The 22,248-nt window shown below is 70.4% G+C and carries 18 protein-coding genes; 7 read left to right on the forward strand and 11 right to left on the reverse strand.

Annotation, left to right across the window (positions count from 1 at the left end):
- Positions 1-222: 222 nt before the first annotated feature.
- The 3 genes from AB3X10_RS10365 (at position 223) to gyrA (ending at position 5,010) form a co-directional block, all read left to right on the forward strand.
- Positions 223-801 carry a DUF3011 domain-containing protein gene (locus AB3X10_RS10365; protein ID WP_369981768.1) on the forward strand — a complete coding sequence of 193 codons (579 nt, stop codon included), beginning with the start codon at positions 223-225 and terminating at the stop codon, positions 799-801.
- Positions 802-893: 92 nt separating this feature from the next.
- Positions 894-1,958 (forward strand): S-methyl-5-thioribose-1-phosphate isomerase, encoded by a 1,065-nt coding sequence (gene mtnA / locus AB3X10_RS10370; RefSeq protein ID WP_369981307.1) that lies wholly within the window; start codon positions 894-896, stop codon positions 1,956-1,958.
- Positions 1,959-2,169: 211 nt separating this feature from the next.
- On the forward strand, positions 2,170-5,010 hold the full coding sequence (gyrA, locus tag AB3X10_RS10375) for a DNA gyrase subunit A (protein WP_369981309.1): 2,841 nt from the start codon (positions 2,170-2,172) through the stop codon (positions 5,008-5,010).
- 596 nt (positions 5,011-5,606) lie between these two features.
- Here gyrA and AB3X10_RS10380 read toward each other — a convergent pair.
- Positions 5,607-6,461: a hypothetical protein gene (locus AB3X10_RS10380; RefSeq protein WP_369981311.1), complete on the reverse strand. Its 855-nt coding sequence runs from the start codon at positions 6,459-6,461 to the stop codon at positions 5,607-5,609.
- Positions 6,462-6,604: 143 nt separating this feature from the next.
- Here AB3X10_RS10380 and AB3X10_RS10385 point away from each other — a divergent pair, with 143 nt between their 5' ends.
- On the forward strand, positions 6,605-7,021 hold the full coding sequence (locus AB3X10_RS10385) for a hypothetical protein (protein WP_369981312.1): 417 nt from the start codon (positions 6,605-6,607) through the stop codon (positions 7,019-7,021).
- A gap of 289 nt (positions 7,022-7,310) precedes the next feature.
- Here AB3X10_RS10385 and AB3X10_RS10390 read toward each other — a convergent pair whose 3' ends face one another.
- The 10 genes from AB3X10_RS10390 to hutI all read right to left on the reverse strand — a co-directional run bounded on the left by AB3X10_RS10390 (position 7,311) and on the right by hutI (position 17,754).
- A complete protein-coding gene (locus tag AB3X10_RS10390) occupies positions 7,311-7,703 on the reverse strand; it encodes a DUF3037 domain-containing protein (protein WP_369981314.1) in 393 nt (130 codons plus the stop codon).
- Positions 7,681-8,457, reverse strand: a complete 777-nt coding sequence (locus tag AB3X10_RS10395; RefSeq protein WP_369981316.1) for a HipA family kinase — start codon at positions 8,455-8,457, stop codon at positions 7,681-7,683. Before AB3X10_RS10395 ends, AB3X10_RS10390 begins: the two co-directional genes overlap by 23 nt.
- A gap of 249 nt (positions 8,458-8,706) precedes the next feature.
- Entirely contained in the window at positions 8,707-9,333 is a 627-nt protein-coding gene (locus tag AB3X10_RS10400) for a TetR/AcrR family transcriptional regulator (RefSeq protein ID WP_145706300.1), read from the reverse strand.
- A complete protein-coding gene (locus AB3X10_RS10405; protein ID WP_369981317.1) occupies positions 9,333-9,590 on the reverse strand; it encodes an acyl-CoA-binding protein in 258 nt (85 codons plus the stop codon). The genes AB3X10_RS10400 and AB3X10_RS10405 overlap by 1 nt, the downstream gene beginning before the upstream one ends.
- A 97-nt stretch (positions 9,591-9,687) precedes the next feature.
- The gene (locus AB3X10_RS10410) at positions 9,688-10,416 is read right to left on the reverse strand and encodes a hypothetical protein (RefSeq protein ID WP_369981319.1); all 729 of its coding nucleotides are present in this window, start codon (positions 10,414-10,416) and stop codon (positions 9,688-9,690) included.
- A 205-nt stretch (positions 10,417-10,621) separates the two neighbouring features.
- Positions 10,622-12,058 carry a serine hydrolase domain-containing protein gene (locus AB3X10_RS10415; RefSeq protein ID WP_369981321.1) on the reverse strand — a complete coding sequence of 479 codons (1,437 nt, stop codon included), beginning with the start codon at positions 12,056-12,058 and terminating at the stop codon, positions 10,622-10,624.
- Between the two features lie 195 nt (positions 12,059-12,253).
- A complete protein-coding gene (gene hutU / locus AB3X10_RS10420; protein WP_369981323.1) occupies positions 12,254-13,921 on the reverse strand; it encodes a urocanate hydratase in 1,668 nt (555 codons plus the stop codon).
- Positions 13,922-13,986: 65 nt separating this feature from the next.
- Complete coding sequence (hutG, locus tag AB3X10_RS10425) at positions 13,987-14,868, reverse strand: N-formylglutamate deformylase (protein WP_369981324.1); 882 nt, start codon at positions 14,866-14,868, stop codon at positions 13,987-13,989.
- A gap of 145 nt (positions 14,869-15,013) precedes the next feature.
- The gene (hutH, locus tag AB3X10_RS10430) at positions 15,014-16,555 is read right to left on the reverse strand and encodes a histidine ammonia-lyase (RefSeq protein WP_369981326.1); all 1,542 of its coding nucleotides are present in this window, start codon (positions 16,553-16,555) and stop codon (positions 15,014-15,016) included.
- Entirely contained in the window at positions 16,552-17,754 is a 1,203-nt protein-coding gene (gene hutI, locus AB3X10_RS10435) for an imidazolonepropionase (RefSeq protein ID WP_369981770.1), read from the reverse strand. The genes hutH and hutI overlap by 4 nt, the downstream gene beginning before the upstream one ends.
- Before the next feature lie 63 nt (positions 17,755-17,817).
- On the opposite strand from hutI, the gene AB3X10_RS10440 reads away from it, so the two are divergent.
- The 3 genes from AB3X10_RS10440 (at position 17,818) to AB3X10_RS10450 (ending at position 22,143) form a co-directional block, all read left to right on the forward strand.
- Entirely contained in the window at positions 17,818-19,215 is a 1,398-nt protein-coding gene (locus tag AB3X10_RS10440) for a formimidoylglutamate deiminase (protein WP_369981327.1), read from the forward strand.
- A 34-nt stretch (positions 19,216-19,249) separates the two neighbouring features.
- Entirely contained in the window at positions 19,250-19,981 is a 732-nt protein-coding gene (gene hutC / locus AB3X10_RS10445) for a histidine utilization repressor (RefSeq protein ID WP_369981329.1), read from the forward strand.
- A gap of 173 nt (positions 19,982-20,154) precedes the next feature.
- Positions 20,155-22,143, forward strand: coding sequence for an SDR family oxidoreductase (locus AB3X10_RS10450; RefSeq protein ID WP_369981330.1), 1,989 nt, complete (start codon positions 20,155-20,157; stop codon positions 22,141-22,143).
- The last annotated feature ends 105 nt before the right edge of the window (positions 22,144-22,248 follow it).

Consider the following 22,248-nt stretch of genomic DNA (forward strand, 5'->3'; position numbering starts at 1 on the left):
CATCGATGATGGTTTGATCCAGCCGGACATGCGCGCGGTGCGCGATGTGGCGGTCTTGTTGTTCAGGTTCTACGCACGGGGGCAGCGCCAAGCATGAAGTGGTCGTACGGGCTCGGTAGCTGGGGTTGGCTGGGATTGGCGGTATGCGCATGGCCGGCGACGACGTGGGCGCAGGTGCCCGACGCCTATGCCGATGCGGTGGTGCGCTGCGAATCGCGCGACATGGGCTGGGTGCATTGCCCGATGCCGACCGAGCAGGGCGTGGAGCTGGTCCGGCAACTGTCCGACAACGACTGCATCCGCGGCAGCGAATGGGGCTCGGACGGCACCGGGGTGTGGGTGACGCTGGGCTGCCGCGCCGAATTCCGTTCCAATCCGCCGCAGGCCACGCGCGGCGCGATGCGCCGCGTGTTGCGCTGCGAATCCGATGGCCGGGTCGAAAGCTGCCCGGTGATGCTGCGCGGCGCGCCGGTGCGGCTGATGCGCCAGTTGTCCTCGGTGCCGTGCCGCGAGGAGCGCAGCTGGGGCGTGCGCCGTAACGAGATCTGGGTGTCGCGCGGCTGCCGCGGCGAGTTCGAGATCGGCGCCAGCGACGGCTCCGGCTTCCCGGTCGGCGCGCGGCCGGTGCTGTGCGAATCCAAGGGCCGCTCGCGGCGCCGCTGCGGGGTCAGCATCCACGGCGGCGTGCAGCTGCGCCGGCAACTGTCCGGCACCGCCTGCGTGCAGGACGACAGCTGGGGCTGGGACCGCGACGGCATCTGGGTCGACAAGGGCTGCCGCGCAGAATTCAGCGTCAACTGACGCGCGACCAGCAGGCCAGGCGTCCGATCGCGCCGCCGCCATCGCTTTTGCCAATCCCCAATCCCCAATCCCACGCCGTCTACAATAGGCCGATGAACGCCGCCCTCGATATCGATTACGCCCGCTACGACCATATCCGCCCGATCCTGTGGACCGGCGACGCGCTGCAGCTGCTGGACCAGCGCAAGCTGCCGTTCGTGGTCGAGCACGTGCAGTGCGACGACAGCGACCAGGTCGCCGCGGCGATCCACAGCCTGGCGGTGCGCGGCGCGCCGGCGATCGGCATCGCCGCCGGCTGGGGCGTGGTGCTGGCCGCGCGCGACATCCAGGCCGACGACGGCGCGCAGGCGCTGGCCAAGCTGGAGCCGGCGCTGCAGCGGCTCAATGCGGCGCGTCCGACCGCGGTGAACCTGGCCTGGGCGCTGATGCGCATGCGCAAGGCGCTGGCCGCGGCCGGCGCGGACTGGCGCCAGGCGATTGCGCGGCAGGCGCAGGCCATCGCCGAGGAGGACCTGGCCGCCAACCGCCACATGGGCGCGCTCGGCGCCGGCCTGATCGCGCCCGGCAGCGGCGTGCTGACCCATTGCAACACCGGTTCGCTGGCCACCGCCGGCTTCGGCACCGCGCTGGGCGTGATCCGCGCCGGCATGGCCCAGGGCCGCATCGCCAAGGTGTTCGCCGGCGAGACCCGGCCGTGGCTGCAGGGCGCGCGGCTGACCGTGTGGGAACTGCAGCAGGACGGCATCGACGCGACCCTGATCGCCGATTCGGCCGCCTCGCACCTGATGAAGACCGGTGCGGTGCAGTGGGTGATCGTCGGCGCCGACCGCATCTGCGCCAACGGCGACACCGCCAACAAGATCGGCACCTACCAGCTGGCGATCGCCGCGCGCCACCACGGGGTCGGGTTCATGGTGGTGGCGCCGTCGTCCACCGTGGACATGGACACCGCCGACGGCGCGCAGATCGAGATCGAGCAGCGCGACCCGGGCGAGCTGTTCGGGGTGGGCGGGGTGCGCACCGTGGCCGACGGCATCGCCGCCTGGAATCCGGTGTTCGACGTGACCCCGGCCGCGCTGATCGATGCCATCGTCACCGAGCGCGGGGTGATCGAGCGTCCGGATCCGGAGCGGATGCGCGCCGCGTTCGGCGGCTGAGCCGCGGCAACCGCGCCAGACTTCCTGCACGGCCCCGCAAAGACACGCAAGTGCTTGTTCGGGCCGGCAAAAACCGGGCATTCGCACGCCTGTCATGATAGAATCCGGCGGTTCGATCGACCGCTGCGCGCCGTAGGTTTTCGGTGCCGGCAGGCCCGCTTGCCGCGGGCCGGCGTCCTGGTCGATTAGCCACCAGACTTACGGAACCCGAATGGCAGAATCCGCCAAGGAAATCATCCAGGTCAACCTGGAAGACGAGATGCGCAAGAGCTACCTCGATTACGCGATGAGCGTGATCGTGGGGCGTGCCCTCCCGGATGCGCGCGACGGCCTCAAGCCGGTGCATCGCCGCGTGTTGTTCGCGATGAACGAGCTGGGCGCGCACAGCAACAAGCCCTACTACAAGTCGGCGCGTATCGTCGGCGACGTGATCGGCAAGTACCATCCGCACGGCGACCAGTCGGTGTACGACACGCTGGTGCGCATGGCGCAGCCGTTCTCGCTGCGCTACCTGATGGTGGACGGGCAGGGCAACTTCGGCTCGGTCGACGGCGACTCCGCGGCGGCGATGCGTTACACCGAGGCGCGCATGTCGCGCCTGGCCCACGAGATGATGGCCGACATCGACAAGGAAACCGTCGATTTCCAGCCCAACTACGACGAGAAGGAACTGGAGCCGACGGTCATGCCGACCCGGTTCCCGAGCCTGCTGGTCAACGGCTCGGCCGGCATCGCGGTGGGCATGGCGACCAACATCCCGCCGCACAACCTGACCGAATCGATCAACGCCTGCCTGGCGCTGATCGACAATCCGCAGATCGACGTCGACGGGCTGATGGAATACATCCCCGGCCCGGATTTCCCCACCGCCGGCATCGTCAACGGCACCAGCGGCATCGTCGCCGGCTACCGCACCGGCCGCGGCCGCGTGCGCATGCGCGCCAAGGCCGAGATCGAGATCCAGGACAACGGCCGCGAGGCGATCGTGGTCAACGAGATCCCGTACCAGGTCAACAAGGCGCGGCTGATCGAGAAGATCGCCGAGCTGGTCAAGGAAAAGAAGCTCGAAGGCATCAGCGAACTGCGCGACGAGTCCGACAAGGACGGCATGCGCATCTACATCGAGATCAAGCGCGGCGAAGCCGCCGATGTGGTGCTGAACAACCTGTACCAGCAGACCCAGATGGAGTCGGTGTTCGGCATCAACATGGTGGCGCTGGTCGATGGCCGCCCGCAGCTGCTGAACCTCAAGCAGATGCTGGAGGCGTTCGTCCGCCACCGCCGCGAAGTGGTCACCCGCCGCACCATCTTCGAACTGCGCAAGGCGCGCGCCCGCGCGCACATCCTCGAAGGCCTGACCGTCGCGCTCGCCAACATCGACGAGATGATCGAGTTGATCAAGACCTCGGCCAACCCGACCGAAGCGCGCGAGCGCATGCTGGCCAGGCGCTGGGACGCGGGCCTGGTCGGCGCGCTGCTGGGCGCCGCCGGCGCCGAGGCCTCGCAGCCGGAAGACCTGCCGGCCGGGGTCGGCCTGGTCGCCGACGGCTACCAGCTGACCGAGGTGCAGGCCGCGCAGATCCTGGAAATGCGCCTGCACCGCCTGACCGGGCTGGAGCAGGAGCGGCTGACCGAGGAATACAAGCAGCTGCTGGACGCGATCGCCGGGCTGATCCGGATCCTGGAAAACCCCGACGTGCTGCTGCAGGTGATCCGCGAGGAACTGATCAGCATCCGCGAGGAGTACGGCGACGAACGCCGCACCGAGATCCGCCACAGCGAGGAAGACCTCGACATCCTCGACCTGATCGCGCCGGAAGACGTGGTGGTGACGCTGTCGCATGCCGGCTACGCCAAGCGCCAGCCGGTCAGCGCCTACCGCGCGCAGCGCCGCGGCGGCCGCGGCCGCAGCGCGGCGGCGACCAAGGAAGAGGATTTCATCGACCAGCTGTGGCTGGTCAACACCCACGACACGCTGCTGACCTTCACCAGCAGCGGCAAGGTGTTCTGGCTGCCGGTGTACCAGCTGCCGGAGGCCGGCCCGAACGCGCGCGGCCGCCCGATCATCAACTGGATCCCGCTGGAGAACGGCGAGCGCGTGCAGGCGGTGCTGCCGGTGCGCGACTATGCCGGCGGCCGCTACGTGTTCTTCGCCACCCGCAACGGCATGGTCAAGAAGACCCCGCTCAGCGAATTCGCGTTCCAGCGCAAGATCGGCAAGATCGCGATCAATCTCGACGAGGGCGACGCCCTGGTCGGCGTCGGCCTGACCGACGGCGAGCGCGATGTGCTGCTGTTCGCGTCCAACGGCAAGACCGTGCGCTTCTCCGAACGGCCCAAGGACGACGAGGCCGAGGACGGCGCCATCGACGAGGGCACGGGCGAGGACAACGGCGACGACGAGGTCGCGCTGGCCGAGGCGGTCGAGGACGGCGACGACGCGCGCAGCCCGCGCCGCAAGAGCCGCGGCGGGGTCAAGCCGACCGGGCGCAGCAGCCGCGGCGTGCGCGGCATCCGCCTGGCCAAGAGCGAATACGTGGTCAGCCTGATCGTGGCCGAGCCGGCCGAGGGCCAGGACGAGGATGCCGAGGACGTCGAGCCGGCGCTCGAAGCGGAGGCCGAGGTCGACGCCGAGGGCGTGCTGCGCAACGGCGACGAGCCCGATGCCTACATCCTCACCGCCACCGAGAACGGCTACGGCAAGCGCACCCCGCTGGCCGAATACCCGCGCAAGGGCCGCGGCACCCAGGGCGTGATCGGCATCCAGACCAGCGAACGCAACGGCAAGCTGGTCGGCGCGGTGCTGCTGAGCACCCGCGACGAGGTGCTGCTGATCTCCGACGGCGGCACCCTGGTGCGCACCCGCGCCTCGGAAATCTCCCGCGTCGGCCGCAACACCCAGGGCGTGACCCTGATCCGCCTGTCCAAGGGCGAGAAGCTGCAGGCGGTGGAGCGCCTGGACGGTTCGCTGGTCGAGGAAGAGCCGGCGGAGCCGAGCGTGGGCGAGGACGGCATCGCCGAGATCGCCAGCGAGCTGCCGCCGGAAAACTGATCGCGCGAGCGCGTGTCATACGACGACGCCGGCACAATGCCGGCGTCGTCGTTTCTGGCGCGGCGAGGGCATGGCAATGCCCACGAACAAAGCCCCTCTCCCCCCGGGAGAGGGGTTGGGGTGAGGGTCCGGCGCGAAGCGACCCGCGGCGTCGAGTGCACGAAGCTTCGCCCGCACCTTCATCGACCCCTGCGGGTCACCTTCCCCCGAAAAGGGGCCATGGTCCCGATGCGAGAAGGAACAGCGATGCATGCCTAGCCCCTCTTCCCCGGGAGAGGGGTTGGGGCGAGGGTCCGGCGCGAAGCGACCCGCGGCGTCGGGTGTACGAAGCTTCGCCCGCACCCTCATCGGCCCCCTGCGGGCACCTTCTCCGAAAAGGGGCCATGGTCCCGATGCGAGAAGGAACAGCGATGCATGCCTAGCCCCTCTCCCCCCGGGAGAGGGGTTGGGGTGAGGGTCCGGCGCGAAGCGACCCGCGGCGTCGGGTGCACGAAGCTTCGCCCGCACCCTCATCGGCCCCCTGCGGGGCACCTTCCCCCGAAAAAGTGGGCCATGGTCCCAATGGGAGAAGGCACTGCAGCGATCGCTCGCCCCAGCTACTCCAACTGCTCGCGCGCGAACGCCGCGTCCAGCGCTTCCATCGCGTCGCGCGGCTTGAGCTTGGCCGCCTGCTCGAATTCGCCGGCGGCCGCGTCCTCGCGCTTGTCGCCGTGCAGCAGCAACAGCACGTTGGCGTATTCGACGTGCGCGATCGGCGCATCCGGGGTCAGCTTCAGCGCCTGCTGGATGTGCTGTTCGGCGGTCGCGGCCTTGGCGCCGTAGGTCAGCCCGCCGATCATCGCGCCGACCTTGCCGATGATCTCGGCGTGGTACAGCGCCAGCGCCATGTGCGCCTCGGCATGCTTGGGTTCCAGCTCCAGCGCGGTCTCCAGCGATTGCCGCACCTTGCCGGCGATGCCTTGCTTGAGCGCCTTGACGATGCTCAGCCCCTGGCTGTAGCGGCCGAGCGCGAAGGCGTGGCGATAGTGGCTGTTGGCCTCGTCCGGCAGCGCGGCGATCGCCGCCTCGGCCAGCGTCGCGGCCTGCTGCAGGCGCTGCAGTTTTTCCTTGTCGTCCTCGACCAGGTAGCTGGCGTGGATGCCGAGCGCCTTGACCGCGACCGAGGCGCCGAACACGCCCAGCGCCTGTCCGGCGGTGTACGCCTGCTGGAACTGGCCCTGGTGGAAGCTGCGCCAGGCCTCGATCAATGCCGCCGACAGCGTCTGCGCGTCGTGGCCCTTGCCGGCCTTGCCGGCGGCGGCGAGCAGCGCCTGCGCGCGTGCCGGGTCCGGATACGGTTCGCGGTCGCCGGCGTGCAGCTTGGGCCAGGCCTTATTCAGCGCCTCGCCCGGATAGGCGTAGGCCTTGGCGTCGTGCGGGAACGGCGCCCATGCGGTCGGTTTTGCTGCCATGCCTGGCCTCCCTGGAATTCGCGCCGAGCATGGCGCCGCAACGAACGCCTGGCAAGCTGCACTGCGGATAGTGTGTTTGCTCAAGCCGCTGCCGCCAGCATGCCTCGCATCGGTGCCGCTGCCGGCATCCAGGGAGACACACGATGGCGACCAAGAAGCGTTCCACCTCCACGCCCCGGACCGAGACCCTGGCGCCGCGGCACCTGTGGCTGGCCGGCCTGGGCCTGGTGTCGCTGACCCGCAAGCGCGCGCTGGCCGCGGCGGCCGATGCCGCCAGCGGCGCGAGCACCCTGAAGGCGCTGGTGGCGCAACTGGCCGACGGCGCCGAAACCAGCGTGCGCGAGGGCGCCGCGGCGCTGCGCGGCCAGGTGCAGCCGTTGAGCGCCGAGGTCGAGGCGCGGCTGCAGCCGGTGCTGGTCAAGCTCGGCCTGCAGGCCAAGCCGCGTGCAACGCCGCGCAAGCGGCCGGCGGCGGTCAAGCCCGGCAAGCGGGCGACCAAGAAGACCACCGCTGCGCGGCGTCCGCGCAGCGCGGCCAAGCGTAGCGCGCGTTCGCAGTAGCGGCGTTGGCATCGCCGGGGGAGCGGATCCGGCCCGGCGGCATGCCGCGTTGCATCGATCCGGCCGCGGCTGATGTGCACGAAGCCGCTTGCAGCCGACCGCATGGGTCTCGCGGCCGATCCGCTGCCGGCTTTGCGAGCAGCGGCGTGGCCTGATCTGCGCAGGATCCGTGGAGCAGATCGAGAACCACCTGTGGGAGCGACTTCAGTCGCGACGCGCTTTACCGGTGATCCCTGTCGCGACTGAAGTCGCTCCTACAACAAGCCGATGCGCTGCCTGCACAGCGCCGCTAGCGCGGGGGCCGCACCATGCGCGCGAGCAGGTGCTCGACCACGCGCTCGGGCTGCGTGGTGCGGCCGACGTGCGCCGAGGACATCTGGATGATCGAGCTGCGCCGCGCGGTCAGCCAGTGGAAGCGTGCGCGCGGCGGCAGCAGCGCGATCGGGCCGGCATCGGCGTCGCCGCGGCAGATCGCCGGGATTGCATCCAAGTAGGGGCGCAGGCGTTCGATGTCCAGGGTCGGGTCCAGCGCGTGCAGCCGTGCCGGTTCCAGTTCGATCGCCGCGTGCAGCAGCTTGGAGGTCGGGCACGACACGATCACCCCGACGTTGACGAATTCCTCGCGCTCCACCCGCGGCACCACGCGGATGATCGCGTAGTCATAGGTGTGCAGCGTGGGCACGGAGCGCCTCCTCGACGAACGCGGCGCGCAGTACCAGCCGCTGCTTGAGGTAATCGGCATAGGCCTGGCGATGCGCGTCCACGCTCGCGAAGCTGGCTTCGGCCTGCAGCCAGGCGTCCGGGATCTGCGCCACGATCGCGTCGATGACCGCATCGGTCAGCCGCGGCGCCAGTTCCGCGTCGGCCTGGGCGATGGCGCTGGCGTAGGGCAGCAGCACGTGGTCGCGGATGCGCGCGAACGGCGAGGCGCAGGCGCTGCCGGCGTGCTCCCAGTCGTGGTGGAAATACAGCGCCGCGCCGTGGTCGATCAGCATCAGCTTGCCGTGCCAGACCATCAGGTTGGTATTGCGCGCGGTGCGGTCGACATTGGTGACGAAGGCGTCGAACCAGACGATCGCCGAGGCCAGCGCCGGATCCGGGCGCAATGCGGCCGGGTCGTAGTTGATCGCGCCGGGCAGGTAGTCCAGCGCCAGGTTCAGGCCGTCGCTGGCGCGGATCAGGTCCTGGATCTCCGGATCCGGCTCGGTGCGCGCGAACTCGCGGTCGAGCAGCGCGAACACCAGCTCCGGCATCGGCAGGCCGAGCGCGCGCGCCAGTTCGCCGCCGAGCAGTTCGGCGATCAGCGCCTTCGGGCCTTGTCCGGCGCCGCGGAACTTCAGCACGTACAGGCCGTCGTCGTCGGCCTCGACCACCGCGGGCAGCGAGCCGCCTTCGCGCAGCGGGGTCACGTAGCGGGTGGCGACGACGGTTCTCACGCGGGTTCCGATGCGGCGGCGAGGGCAGGGCGGCAAGCCTAGCCGATGCCGGCGGCGCTTGGCGAATCGGTGCGGCGCGCGGCATCGGACCACATCGAACGCAGTGTGCGGGTTTGGCGCGGCGTTCGGGGCCAGGCGCGACAGCTGGCAATGCACCGGGCCGGCCGATTCCGCGGCCGCAACGGTCTTGGTCCGGCCTCGCCGCCGTTGTGCGGCCTGCGCACGCGGCGACGCCGCGCTCGCGAGCGCTCAGTCCAGGTAGGCGCGCATCAGCGTGGCCAGGTGCGCGCGTTCGCTCTCGCGCAGGAACGGGCTGATCAGCAGCATCACCTGCACGATGCCGTGGCGGATCGCCAGTTGCTCGTCCTTCTCGCCGCGCGCGGCGGCGTAGTTGAGCCAGAACGTGGCCACCACCAGCACGTTGGTGGCGATGCCGCCCAGCTCCTGCGCGGTGGCGCGCATCGCCCCGGCCTGCGCCAGTCCCTGGAACACCGCCTGGGTGCTGTCGTCGGCGCGGCGCAGGATGCGCGCGAAACGCAGGCGCAGGCGCCGGCTGCGGCTGAGGATCTCGATCAGGTCGCGGTACAGGAAGCGGTAGTCCCAGATGCACTCGAACACCAGGTGCAGCTGCAGCCAGATGTCCTCCAGCCCGGGCAGGCGCGCGCTCGGCAACTCCAGCGCCGCGTCCATGCGCTCCTCGTAGCGCGCGAACAGGTGCTCGATGATGTCGTCCTTGTTGCGGAAGTGGTAGTACAGGTTGCCGGGGCTGATCTCCAGCTCGTCGGCGATGTGGTTGGTGGTGACGTGCGGCTCGCCCTGCGCGTTGAACATCGCCAGGGCCGTGTCGAGGATGCGCCGGCGGGTGTCGCGCGCCATCAGGCCAGCAGCTTCTTCACCAGGTCCACGTACTTCTTCTGCGCCTCGGCCTGCGGCATGCCCTTGAGCTTGGCCCAGGCCTCGTACTTGGCGGTGCCGACGAAATCGAAGAAGCCGGGCTTGGCGCCGGCGACGTCGCCTTCCGCGCCCTGTTTGTACAGCGAATACAGGCGCAGCAAGGTGTCGTTGTCGGGACGCTCCTCGCGCTGCTTGATGTCCTTGGCCGCTTTCTCGAAGGCCGCCTTGATGTCTGCCATGGTGCTGCTCCCGCCCGGACCGGCACGCATCACAGCACGGGCGACCGGTCCGGTCAACGCGGCGGCAGCGGGCGCGGGCCTGCCCGGCGCGGGCGCGTCAGGCCACCGGTGCCGTATGCGCGTGTTCGCCGGCCTGGATCTGCGCCTGCCGGGCCAGCGAGGCCTTGGCCGCGATCGAGCGGATGGCGTCGGTCACGTCGGCGAGCGGGACATGGCTGCTCAGGCGCTGGAAGGTGTCGCGGCTGTTGTAGCCGGAGCCGTCCTTGAGGTACAGCTCGTACATCGACAGCAGTTCGGTGCAGGCGGCGGTCAGCGTATCCACGTTGCCCCTGGCCAGGGCGTGGCCGATCTGGTCCAGGCTGTGCAGGCAGTCGGACAGCCAGTGCAGGTCGTAGCGCGCGGAACTGAGTTCCGGCGCGTTGTGGCCGCGGCTGTAGGCGCTGTAGCGGCGGATGCTCCTGGCCACGCGCGCCACGTGCGCGAGCAGGGTGCCGATCTCGGTGGCGATGTCCAGGCGGTCCATCACCACGATCGGCACCGGCTGCGGCTCCATCGCCTGCTGCGCCGGCACGGCTTCCTGCGTCTGCAGGTCCAGCGTCTGCCGCAGGCTGGCATAGGCCTGCTGCAGCGTCTCCAGTTCCCGCGCGCTGGCGGCCGCACGCGCCTTCATCTGCGAAAGCGCGGCCTGGTGGCGGGCGAGGCTGTCCTGTGCGCTGGCCTGCAGTTGTTGTTCGCGGCGCGAGCGGGCGAAGAACACCCAGGCAAGCACCGTGGCGGTGAGTGCCCAGAGCGCGACGGCGGGAGTCAGGTAGATCAGGATGCCCATGCAGGCTCCTCGAGACGTTGCATCTCTTGTCGGCGCCGGTTCGACGATCTTGAGCGCGACTGTCGCGATGCGTGACGGCGTTCCGGCTACGTTCCAGGCGGCGCGCTTTCCACTGCGTTTGCGCTCGCCCGAACGCGTGGATCGGCATGCAGGGCACTCGGCGCAGATCCGGTCCGCGCCAGGCGGCAGTCGAGCAAACGCGACGCTACGGGATGGGCTTGGACAGCGCCTTCGACTTCGCGTACAGCGCCTTGGCGATCTCGGCATCGCCCAGCGCAGCGCGGCATTCGGCCAGGCTGTCCCAGGCATTGGCCGAGTCCGGATACAGCTCGGTGTTGAGGGTGAACACCTTCAGCGCCCTGCCTGCACCGAGACTCTCGCGGATGGCGTAGCCGCTGGCGTTGATCGCGCGTTCCCGCTCATTGGCGGGGACGCCGCTGCCGTCGCGCAGCCACGCACGCATGGCGTCCGCGGCTCCGGCGCTTTCGTCCATCGCATAGGCGATCAGGCGTTCGGCGAGGACCGCATGCGGGAACTCCTTCGGCGCGACCTGCGCCATCGTGCTTTCCACCAGCGTGCTGGACCAGACATTGCGGGCGCTGCCGTTGGTGAAGTACACGAATACCCAGTAGCCGTCGGTCAGGGTGCCCTTGTAGGCCAGTCTCGCCCGCACGCGGGTGCCGCCATCGTGGCCGACCTGGGTATAGCCATCGCTGCGGGTGGTATCCCAACCGGTGGAGAAGAAGTTGTTGCCGCCGCCGGTCAGCGTCTGCGGTTGCCACAGTCTTTCCAGGGTGGCTGTGCGCACCAGCTTGCCGTTGGCCAGCGCCTGCAGGAATCGGTTCATGTCGCCGACGGTGGTCTGCAGATCGGCGTGGCCCCAGCCGTAGTCAGGCCACGGATCTTCATTGGCCGGCTGCAGCGTGCCGTCCTTGCCGATGTACGGCACGGCCGCGCGATCCGGCGGGACGCTGGCCAGACCCCACGACGTGCTGCGCATCTTCAGTGGCTGCAGGATGCGTTCGCGTGCGATGGCGGGGTAGGGCTTGCGGTAATGCGCTTCCAGCAGGGCAGTCAGCACCAGGTAGTTGGCCTGCGTGTACTGCGCACGGCTGCCGGTGGCGAACTGCATCGGTGCCGCGCCGGCAACCTTCAGCGCAGCGGCAAGGTCGGGCGCCACGCCGGGGTAGCCCTTGCTCACCCAACGGTTGTCCACCCGGCCGTAGTACTCGGCAATGCCGGAACTGTGATTGAGGAAATCGCGCACGTGGATCGCCTGCCACGCGGCCGGCAGGTCCGGGACGTAGCGGCTGGCGGGGGCGTCCAGATCCACCGCGCCCTGATCCACCAGCTGCATCACCAACGTGCTGGTCAACAGCTTGGCCATCGACTGCGCGGCGAAGATGGAATCCACGGTGGCTGCCGCGTGGGTGCCGCGCTCGCGTTCACCGCTGGCGCCCCGGTAGAGCACCTGGCCGTTGTGTGCGACCAGCACCGCCTGACCGGCGATGCCATAGCGTTCGCGGTTGGCCTGCAACTGGGCGTCCAACCGCGAGGCGAGGCCGTGCGGTGTCTCCCGAGCCGAAGCAGGCAGGCTGCCGAGCAGGGCGCAGAGCAGTGCGGCAGCAAGGGCGCGATACATCGCGGTGATCCGTCAGCGGCGATGGCGCATCATCTTCACGACAGGCGACAGGGTCAAGCGTGTGTCGCCGAGCCTTTGCCCGGCTGCTCTTGTATCAGGCACCGTGCACCCGGACCCATTGCGCCGAGCATGCTCGGCTTCAGAGAAAGCGGGCGATCACCGGCCAACGGCCAGCACCCACCCAGCGGCACGCGATCAGCCCAGAATCCCGGGCAGATCCAGTCCCTTCTCCTTCGCGCATTCCACCGCGATCTCATACCCTGCATCCGCATGGCGCATCACCCCGGTTGCGGGGTCGTTCCACAGCACCCGGGCGATGCGCTTGGCCGCCGCCTCACTGCCGTCGCAGACGATGACCATGCCGGCGTGCTGGGAGAAGCCCATGCCGACGCCGCCGCCGTGGTGCAGCGAGACCCAGGTGGCGCCGCTGGCGGTGTTGAGCAGGGCGTTGAGCAGCGGCCAGTCGGAGACGGCGTCGGAGCCATCGGCCATCGCCTCGGTCTCGCGGTTGGGCGAGGCGACGCTGCCGCTGTCCAGGTGGTCGCGGCCGATCACCACCGGCGCCTTCAGCTCGCCATTGGCCACCATCTCGTTGAACGCCAGGCCCAGGCGGTCGCGGTCGCCCAGGCCGACCCAGCAGATGCGCGCCGGCAGGCCCTGGAACTTGATCTTCTCGGCGGCCATGTCCAGCCAGCGGTGCAGGTGCGGGTTGTCCGGGATCAGTTCCTTGACCTTGGCGTCGGTCTTGGCGATGTCCTCCGGATCGCCGCTCAGCGCCGCCCAGCGGAACGGGCCGATGCCGCGGCAGAACAGCGGGCGGATATAGGCGGGGACGAAGCCGGGGAAGTCGAAGGCATTCTCGACGCCTTCCTCCAGCGCCATCTGCCGCAGGTTGTTGCCGTAGTCCACGGTCGGCACGCCGAGCGCGTGGAAGGCGAGCATGGCGCGGATGTGGTTGGCCATCGAGTCGCGCGCGGCGGCTTCCACCTCCTTCGGTGCGGACACGCGCTTTGCGTCCCATTCCTCCACCGTCCAGCCCTGCGGCAGGTAGCCGTTGACCGGGTCGTGCGCGGAGGTCTGGTCGGTCAGCAGGTCCGGCTTGACCCCGCGGACCAGCAGTTCGTCCAGCACGTCGGCGACATTGCCGAGCAGGCCGACCGACAGCGGCTTCTTCGCCGTGCACGATTCCTCGATCAGGCGCAGCGCTTCGTCCAGGTCGTCGGTCCAGGTGTCGAGATAGCCGGTGCGCAGGCGCATCTCGATGCTGCTCTTGCGGCATTCCACCGCCAGGCACGAGGCGCCGGCCATCACCGCGGCCAGCGGCTGCGCGCCGCCCATGCCGCCGAGGCCGCCGGTGAACAGCCACTTGCCGGCCAGGCTGCCGGCGTAGTGCTGGCGGCCCATCTCCACGAAGGTCTCGTAGGTGCCCTGGACGATGCCTTGCGCGCCGATGTAGATCCAGCTGCCGGCGGTCATCTGCCCGTACATCGCCAGGCCCTTCTTATCCAGTTCGTTGAAGTGGTCCCAGGTGGCCCAGCGCGGCACCAGGTTGGAGTTGGCGATCAGCACCCGCGGCGCATCGGCGTGGGTGCGGAACACGCCGACCGGCTTGCCGGACTGCACCAGCAGGGTCTGGTCGTCGTCCAGGCGCCTGAGCGCGGCCACGATCGCGTCGAAGGATTCCCAGTCGCGCGCGGCGCGGCCGATGCCGCCGTACACCACCAGTTCCTGCGGACGCTCGGCCACGTCCGGATCCAGGTTGTTCATCAGCATGCGCAGCGGCGCTTCGGTCAGCCAGCTCTTGCAGCTGAGGGTGCTGCCGGTGGGCGCGTGGAGGGTGCGGGTGGTGTCGAGGCGGGTCATGCGGGATTCCTTGATGTGGAAAGTCCGCACATGCAGGTGCGGAGATATGCGAAGGATGCGCAGCGTCAAACGTCCGTGGAGGGCGGTGCGGGGCGCGGCGAGGGATGCGCGCTGCCGCGGGCGAAGTCCAGGCACGCCTGCAGCACCTGCTGCAACACCGCGCGCAGCGGCGCGGCGGCGTCGGGCCGCCACGGCGAGGGCCAGTTGTCCGGCGCCACTTCGGCCGGTTCGTGCATGTAGCCGCGGCAGGCCAGCTCCATCTGGATCGCGTGCACGCCCTGCGCCGGCGCGGCGTGGTGGCGCGTGCTCCAGCCGCCCTTGAAGCGGCCGTTGCGCACGTGGCTGAAGCCGCTGCCGGCGCAGACCCGCTCGACCGCGTCGGCCAGCGCCGGGGCGCAACTGGTGTCGTTCGCGCCGGAGGGACCGGCGCTGCCGATGTTGAACTGCGGCAGCTCGCCGTCGAACAGGTGCGGGATGCGCGAGCGGATCGAATGCGCGTCGTAGACCACGATGGCCGGGTGACGCGCACGCAGCCGTTCGATTTCCGCGTCGAGGGCGGCGTGGTAGGGAGCGAACCAGCGCGCGCGGCGCGCGGCGATCTCGTCCGCGTCCGGCTCGGCGCCGGGGCGGTACAGCGGTTGCGCGTCGAAGGTGGTCAGCGGGCACAGGCCGGTGGTGTTCTGCCCGGGATACAGCGAGGTGCCGCCGGGGTCGCGATTGACGTCGATGACCGAACGCGAGATCGCAGTGCGCACGGTGGTGGCGCCGAGCGCGGTGGCGAAGTCGTACAGCTGGTGCACCCACCAGTCGGCATCGCGTTGCGCCAGCCACGGCGACACGAAGCGCTCGGCCAGCGCTGCCGGCAGCTCGGTGCCGGTGTGCGGGAAGCTGACGATCAGCGGCGCGTCGCCGCGGTGGATGCTGAGCCAGTCGGGGAGGGACGTCATAAGGCCTCGCGTTTTTGCGTGCTTTCGGTCTTTCTGCAGGAGCGGCTCTACGTGGCCTTGGGCCATCAGCCGCGACCGGGATTTCCCGGTGACGCCCGGTCGCGGCTGATGGCCCAAGGCCACGTAGAGCCGCTCCTGCAGGGGGTCATGGTCCGGACGTTGCATCGGGTAGGGACACGTCGACCGCCTCCGCCAGCGCGCCGCCGCGCACCAGCGCGGTGGCGGCCAGCATGTCCGGGTGGAAATAGCGGTCGTCCTGCAGCGTCGGCACCTGCGCGCGCAGCAAGGCGCGCGCCGCCTCCAGCGCGGCGCTGGAGGTCAGCGGCGCGTGGAAGTCGCAGCCCTGCGCGGCGGCCAGCAGTTCGATGCCGACCACGTTGGCCGCGTTCTCGGCCATCGCCAGCAGGCGCCGCGCGCCGTGCGCGGCCATCGATACGTGGTCTTCCTGGTTGGCCGAGGTCGGGATCGAATCGACGCTGGCCGGGTAGGCGCGCTGCTTGTTCTCCGACACCAGCGCCGCGGCGGTGACCTGCGGGATCATGAAACCGGAATTGAGCCCCGGCTTCGGGGTCAGGAACGCCGGCAGCCCGGACAGCGCCGGATCCACCAGCATGGCGACGCGGCGTTCGCTGATCGAGCCGATCTCGCACACCGCCAGCGCCAGCATGTCGGCGGCGAAGGCCACCGGCTCGGCGTGGAAGTTGCCGCCGGACAGCGCCTCGCCGGTGTCGCTGAACACCAGCGGATTGTCGGACACGCCGTTGGCCTCGATCGCCAGCGTGGTCGCGGCCTGGCGCATCACGTCCAGCGCCGCGCCCATCACTTGCGGCTGGCAGCGCAGGCAGTACGGATCCTGCACGCGCACGTCGTTGTCGCGGTGCGAGTCGCGGATCGCCGAGCCGCGCATCAGCTCGCGCAGCGCGGCGGCGGTGGCGATCTGCCCGCGCTGGCCGCGCAAGGCATGGATGCGCGGATCGAACGGGGTGTCCGAGCCCTTCGCCGCCTCGGTGGACAGCGCGCCGGCGACCAGCGCGGCATGGAACACGCGTTCGATCTCGAACAGCCCGGCCAAGGCGTAGGCGGTGGAGTACTGGGTGCCGTTGAGCAGCGCCAGCCCCTCCTTGGCGCCCAGCGCCAGCGGCTGCAGCCCGGCCTGCGCCAGCGCCTGCGCGGCGGGCAGGCGCTGGCCACCGACGAAGGCTTCGCCGACGCCGATCATCACCGTCGCCAGATGCGCCAGCGGCGCCAGGTCGCCGGAGGCGCCGACCGAGCCCTGGCACGGCACCACCGGGATCACGTCGTGGCGCAGCAGCGCTTCCAGCAGCGCCAGCGTGGCCGGGCGCACACCGGAGGCGCCCTGCGCCAGGCTGGCCAGCTTCAGCGCAAGCATCAGCCGCACCACCGGCACCGGCATCGGCTCGCCGACCCCGGCCGCATGCGACAGCACGATATTGCGCTGCAAGGTGTCCAGGTCCTCGCGCTCGATGCGCACGCTGGCCAGCTTGCCGAAGCCGGTGTTGATGCCGTACACCGGCGCGCCCTTGGCGACGATCGCCTCCACCGTCTGCGCGCTGCGCAGCACAGTCTCGGCGCAGGCCGGATCCAGGCGCACGCCGGCGCCACGGTACACGGCGCGCCACTGCGCCAGGCTCACTGCGCCCGGGCGCAGCACGATCTCGTTGCTCATTGTCCCCTCCAGATGCGCGCATGCAGCGGGTTGAAGCCCATGCGGTAGACCAGTTCGGCCGGTTCTTCGATGTCCCAGATCGCCAGGTCGCAGTGCAGCCCGGCGCGCAGCCGGCCGACCTGCTCCTGGCGTCCCAGCGCGCGCGCCGCTTCGCGGGTGAAGCCGGCGATGCATTCGGCCACGGTCATGCGGAACAGCGTCGCCGCCAGGTTCATCGCCAGCAGCGGGCTGGTCAGCGGCGAGGTGCCGGGATTGCAGTCGGTGGCCAGCGCACGCGGCACGCCGGCGGCGCGCAGCGCGGCGATCGGCGGCAGCTGGGTGTCGCGGGTGAAGTAGAACGCGCCCGGCAGCAGCACCGCCACGGTGCCGGCCGCGGCCATCGCGGCCACGCCGGCGTCGTCGAGGTATTCCACGTGGTCGGCCGAGCGTGCGCCGTAGCGCGCCGCCAGCGCCGCGCCGCCCTGGTTGGACAGCTGCTCGGCATGGATCTTCAGCGCCAGGCCATGGCGCTGCGCGGCCTGGAACACCTGCTCGGTCTGCGCCGGGCTGAAGGCCAGGTGCTCGCAGAACACGTCCACCGCCTCGGCCAGGCCCTGCGCGGCGACTTCCGGGATCATGCGTTCGCAGACCTCGTCGATGTAGGCCTGCGCGTCGGCGCCGGGCGGCACCGCGTGCGCGCCGAGGAAGGTCGGCGCCACCGCCACCGGGCGCAGTTCGCCCAGGCGCCGCGCCACCCGCAGCAGGCGCAGTTCGTCGTCCAGGGTCAGCCCGTAGCCGGACTTGATCTCCACCGTGGTCACGCCCTCGGCCAGCAGCGCGTCCAGCCGCGGCAGGCTGGCGGCGAGCAATGCGGCTTCGTCGGCGGCGCGGGTGGCGCGGACGGTGGAGACGATGCCGCCGCCGGCGCGGGCGATGTCGGCGTAGCTGGCGCCGAGCAGGCGTTGCTCGAACTCGCCGGCGCGGTTGCCGGCGTAGACCAGGTGGGTGTGGCAGTCGATCAGGCCCGGGCCGATCCAGCGCCCGCCGCAGTCGACGCTGCGCAGCGCGGCCAGCGGCTCCGGCAGCGCCGCGGCGGCGCCGGCGTAGACGATGCGCCCGTCGCGGCAGGCGATCACGCCGTCGCGGACCTGCCCCAGCCCGCCGTCCTCGGCGTCCAGCGTCATCAGGTGGGCGTTGTGCCAGAGCGTGTCGCAGGGCATGGTCACGGGCGGGCTCGTCGGTTATTTTGTATATACAATATTGTGGTCGACGGAGGGTGTCCAGTGCAGACCCTGGCGCAGCAACAGGCAGGCGGAAACGAGGGGAGCAGCGGCTTCTGGTGCGCGCAGGCGCTGCTGCCGGAGGGCTGGGCGCGCGACGTGCGGATCGAGGTGCGCGACGGGCGCGTCGCCGCGGTGCAGTCCGGCGTGGCCGCGGTGTCCGGCGACCACGCGCTGGCGATCGCCGTGCCCGGGCTGGGCAACCTGCACAGCCACGCGTTCCAGCGCGGCATGGCCGGGTTGACCGAAGTCGGCGGCCGCAGCGGCGACAGCTTCTGGAGCTGGCGCGAGCTGATGTACCGCTTCCTGCAGCGGCTGGACCCGGACAGCATGCAGGCCATCGCCGAGCAGGCCTACGTGGAGATGCTCGAGGCCGGCTTCACCCGCGTCGGCGAATTCCACTACCTGCACCACGCCGCCGATGGCCGGCCGTACGCCGACCGCGCCGAGATGGCGCAGCGCCTGGCCGCCGCCGCGCAGACCAGCGGGATCGGCCTGAGCCTGCTGCCGGTGTTCTACGCGCATGCCGATTTCGGCGGCGCGGCGCCGAACCCGGCGCAGCGGCGGCTGATCCACGACGTGGACGGCTACGCCGAGCTGCTCGACGGCAGCCGCCGCGCGCTGCGCGGCCTCGACGATGCGGTGCTCGGCATCGCCCCGCACAGCCTGCGCGCGGTCACCCCGGACGAGCTGGCCGCGCTGCTGCCGCTGTGCGATGGCCCGGTGCACATCCATATCGCCGAGCAGACCCGCGAGGTCGAGGCCTGCCTGGCCTGGAGCGGGCAGCGGCCGGTGCAGTGGCTGCTGGCGCATGCGCCGGTGGACGCGCGCTGGTGCCTGGTCCACGCCACCCACGTCGATGCCGCCGAAGTGCAGGCGATCGCCGCCAGCGGCGCGGTGGTCGGCCTGTGCCCGATCACCGAGGCCAACCTCGGCGACGGGCTGTTCCCGATGCGCGCCTTCGTCGACGCCGGCGGGCGCTTCGGCGTCGGCTCCGATTCCAACGTGCTGATCGATGCGGCCGAGGAACTGCGCCTGCTCGAATACGGCCAGCGCCTGCAGCTGCGCGGGCGCAACGTGCTCGCCGGCGATGCCGCGCAGTCCAGCGGCCGTTTCCTGTTGCAGGCCACGGCGCAGGGCGCGGCGCAGGCGCTGGGCGTGGCGCAGGGGCTGTGCGCGGGCGCGCCGGCCGACCTGGTCGAACTGGATCCGGCGCATCCGGCGCTGTGCGCGCGCAACGGCGACGCCTTGCTCGACAGCTGGATCTTCGCCGCGCGGCGCGGGGCGGTGCGTTCGGTCTGGCGCAACGGCCGCGAACTGGTGCGCGACGGCCGCCATCATCGCCGCGACGCGGCCGCCGCGGCCTATGCGCGGGCGCTGACCGGACTGCTGGACGCATGAGCCGGCGCCGCCACGCCGCCGCGCAGGAGCGCCGATGAGCCAGCCCCGGCCCGCCACGACGCTCAACCACCGCATCCGCAGCGATATCGAAGGCCGCATCCGCAGCGGCGAATGGCCGCCGGGCCATCGCATCCCGTTCGAGCACGAACTGATGGCGCAGTACGCCTGCTCGCGGATGACGGTCAACAAGGTGCTGGCGATGCTGGCCGACGCCGGCATGATCGAGCGCCGCCGCCGCGCCGGTTCGTTCGTGGCGCGGCCGCATCCGCACATGGAACAGGTGGCGCTGGAGATTCCCGACATTCCGGTCGAGGTCGCCGCGCGCGGCCATGCCTACCGCTTCGAGTTGCTCGAGCGGCGCCAGCGCGCGCCGCGCGACGCACTGCCGCAGGAGGCCGAGGTCGCCGCCGCCGGCACGCTGCTGGCGCTGCACTGCCTGCACTACGCCGACGGGCGCCCGTTCGCGCTGGAGGAGCGGGTGATCAATCCGGTGGCGGTGCCGGAAGCGCTGCAGATGGATTTCGCGGTCGTCGTGCCCGGCAGCTGGCTGCTGCAGCACGTGCCGTGGACCCGCGCCGAACACCGCATCAGCGCGGTCGGCGCCAATGCCGCGCAGGCGGCGCGGCTGCAGGTGGCGGCCGGCACCGCCTGCCTGCTGATCGACCGGCAGACCTGGCGCGGCGAGCAGGCGGTGACCTTCGTGCGCCAGGTTTTCCTCGGCGACACCTACGACCTGGTGGCGCGGTTCTCGCCGGGCGCGCGCTGAGCCCGGCGCGACAGGCGAAACCTCGCGCGTCGGCGGCGATCGATGCTGCGCCGCCGCACGCCGCACGCAGGCGCCATACCCCGGCGTGCGTTTGTCCTGCCTGCCGCACTCTGGCAAGTTAGCGTCCAGGACGGGGCGAGGGGCCGCGGCCGCACAACGAGGGATGGTTGGGCATGACGTATTTCGTGACGGGCGCCACCGGTTTCATCGGCCGTTATCTGATGGCCAACCTGATGCGGCGCAAAGGCCTCATCCACGTCCTGGTCCGCAAGGAATCGCAACGCAAGTTCGACGCGCTGGTGCGCGAGCAGGGCTGGGACGCCAAGCGCCTGGTGGTGCTGCACGGCGACGTCGGCAGCGACTGCTGCGGGCTGGACGAGGCGCAACGGCAGGCGCTGCGCGGCAAGGTCCGGCACTTCTTCCACCTGGCCGCGCTGTACGACCTCACCGCCAAGGCCGAGGCGCAGCGCGTGGCCAATCTCGACGGCACCCGCAACGCGCTGGAGCTGGCCGCGCAGATCGGCGCCGGCGTCTTCCACCACACCAGCTCGATCGCGGTGGCCGGGCTGTATCCGGGCATCTTCCGCGAGGACATGTTCGAAGAGGCCGAAGGCCTGGACGATCCCTACCTGCGCACCAAGCACGACGCCGAGGCGCTGGTGCGCGCGGAAACCCGGATCAAGTGGCGCATCTACCGCCCCGGCATGGTGGTCGGCGATTCGCGCAGCGGCGCGATCGACAAGATCGACGGGCCGTACTACTTCTTCCCGCTGATCAAGAAGCTGCGCCAGCTGCTGCCGCCGTGGATGCCGATGCTGGGCATCGAGGGCGGGCGCATCAACCTGGTGCCGGTGGATTTCGTCGCCGATGCGATGGACCACATCGCGCACAAGCCCAAGCTCGACGGCCACACCTTCCACCTCACCGACCCGGAGCCGCTGCGCGTGGGCGAGGTGCTCAACGTGTTCTGCCGCGCCGGCCACGCCCCGGAGATGACCTTGCGGGTGGACGCGCGCATGTTCGCGTTCGTGCCGGCGGGGATCCGCGCAGCGGTCGGCGGGCTGCCGCCGATCCGCCGCTTCACCGGCATGCTGCTGCGCGATTTCCGCATCCCGCGCGAGGTGCTGAAGTTCATCACCTATCCCACGCGCTTCGACAGCCGCGAGACCGAGCGCGCGCTGAAGGGCAGCGGCATCGCCGTGCCGCGGCTGGAGGACTACGCCTGGCGCCTGTGGGACCACTGGGAACGGCACCTGGATCCGGACCTGTTCGTGGACCGCACGCTCAAGGGCAAGGTGCGCGGCAAGGTGGTGCTGATCACCGGCGGTTCCTCGGGCATCGGCCTGGCCACCGCACAGCGCGTCGCCGAAGCCGGTGCCACCACCATCATCGTCGCCCGCGGCGAGCAGGAACTGTTCGCCGCGCGCGATGCGATGAACGCCAAGGGCGGAAAGGTGTTCGCCTACACCGCCGACCTGTCCGACCTGGCCGGCTGCGATGCGCTGCTGAAGACCGTGCTCGAGGCGCATGGCCATGTCGACGTGCTGATCAACAACGCCGGCCGCTCGATCCGCCGCTCGATCGAACTGAGCTACGACCGCTTCCACGATTTCGAGCGCACCATGCAGCTGAACTACTTCGGCAGCCTGCGCCTGATCATGGGCGTGCTGCCGGGCATGACCGCGCGGCGCAAGGGCCACATCATCAACGTCAGCTCGATCGGCGTGCTGGCCAACTCGCCGCGCTTCTCCGCCTACGTGGCCTCGAAGGCGGCGCTGGACGCGTGGAGCCGCTGCGCCCAGGGCGAGCTGTCGGGCAAGGGCATCAGCTTCACCACGGTCAACATGCCGCTGGTGAAGACGCCGATGATCGCGCCGACCAAGATGTACGACAGCGTGCCGACGCTGAGCGTGGAAGAGGCGGCCGACCTGATGGTCAAGGCGATCATCGAGCGCCCGAGCCGGGTGGCGACGCGGCTGGGCATCTTCGCCGCGTTGGTCAACGCGGTCGCGCCGAAGGCCTACGAGGTGGTGATGAACACCGCCTTCGAACTGTTCCCGGACTCGGCCGCGGCCAAGGGCGACCGCAAGGCGCTGCGCGAGACCAAGCCCAGCCAGGAACAGATCGCGTTCGCGGCGCTGATGCGCGGCGTCCATTGGTGATCGGCGGGGATTCGGGAGTCGGGATTGGGGATTCGCAAGAGCGTTAGCGCGTGCAAGTCCGCTGTCTCAACTTGGCATCCGGCGCGGCGAATCCGCTTTTACCAA

Origin of the sequence: Xanthomonas sp. DAR 80977 (assembly GCF_041240605.1) — a bacterium.
Taxonomy (GTDB): domain Bacteria; phylum Pseudomonadota; class Gammaproteobacteria; order Xanthomonadales; family Xanthomonadaceae; genus Xanthomonas_A; species Xanthomonas_A bundabergensis.

Coding starts and splice junctions, on each gene's coding strand:
- AB3X10_RS10365 (WP_369981768.1), top strand. CDS start 223: ATGGGCTGGGTGCATTGCCCGATGCCGACCGAGCAGGGCGTGGAGCTG.
- mtnA (WP_369981307.1), top strand. CDS start 894: ATGAACGCCGCCCTCGATATCGATTACGCCCGCTACGACCATATCCGC.
- gyrA (WP_369981309.1), top strand. CDS start 2,170: ATGGCAGAATCCGCCAAGGAAATCATCCAGGTCAACCTGGAAGACGAG.
- AB3X10_RS10380 (WP_369981311.1), bottom strand. CDS start 6,461: ATGGCAGCAAAACCGACCGCATGGGCGCCGTTCCCGCACGACGCCAAG.
- AB3X10_RS10385 (WP_369981312.1), top strand. CDS start 6,605: ATGGCGACCAAGAAGCGTTCCACCTCCACGCCCCGGACCGAGACCCTG.
- AB3X10_RS10400 (WP_145706300.1), bottom strand. CDS start 9,333: ATGGCGCGCGACACCCGCCGGCGCATCCTCGACACGGCCCTGGCGATG.
- AB3X10_RS10405 (WP_369981317.1), bottom strand. CDS start 9,590: ATGGCAGACATCAAGGCGGCCTTCGAGAAAGCGGCCAAGGACATCAAG.
- AB3X10_RS10410 (WP_369981319.1), bottom strand. CDS start 10,416: ATGGGCATCCTGATCTACCTGACTCCCGCCGTCGCGCTCTGGGCACTC.
- AB3X10_RS10415 (WP_369981321.1), bottom strand. CDS start 12,058: ATGTATCGCGCCCTTGCTGCCGCACTGCTCTGCGCCCTGCTCGGCAGC.
- hutU (WP_369981323.1), bottom strand. CDS start 13,921: ATGACCCGCCTCGACACCACCCGCACCCTCCACGCGCCCACCGGCAGC.
- hutG (WP_369981324.1), bottom strand. CDS start 14,868: ATGACGTCCCTCCCCGACTGGCTCAGCATCCACCGCGGCGACGCGCCG.
- hutH (WP_369981326.1), bottom strand. CDS start 16,555: ATGAGCAACGAGATCGTGCTGCGCCCGGGCGCAGTGAGCCTGGCGCAG.
- hutI (WP_369981770.1), bottom strand. CDS start 17,754: ATGCCCTGCGACACGCTCTGGCACAACGCCCACCTGATGACGCTGGAC.
- hutC (WP_369981329.1), top strand. CDS start 19,250: ATGAGCCAGCCCCGGCCCGCCACGACGCTCAACCACCGCATCCGCAGC.
- AB3X10_RS10450 (WP_369981330.1), top strand. CDS start 20,155: ATGACGTATTTCGTGACGGGCGCCACCGGTTTCATCGGCCGTTATCTG.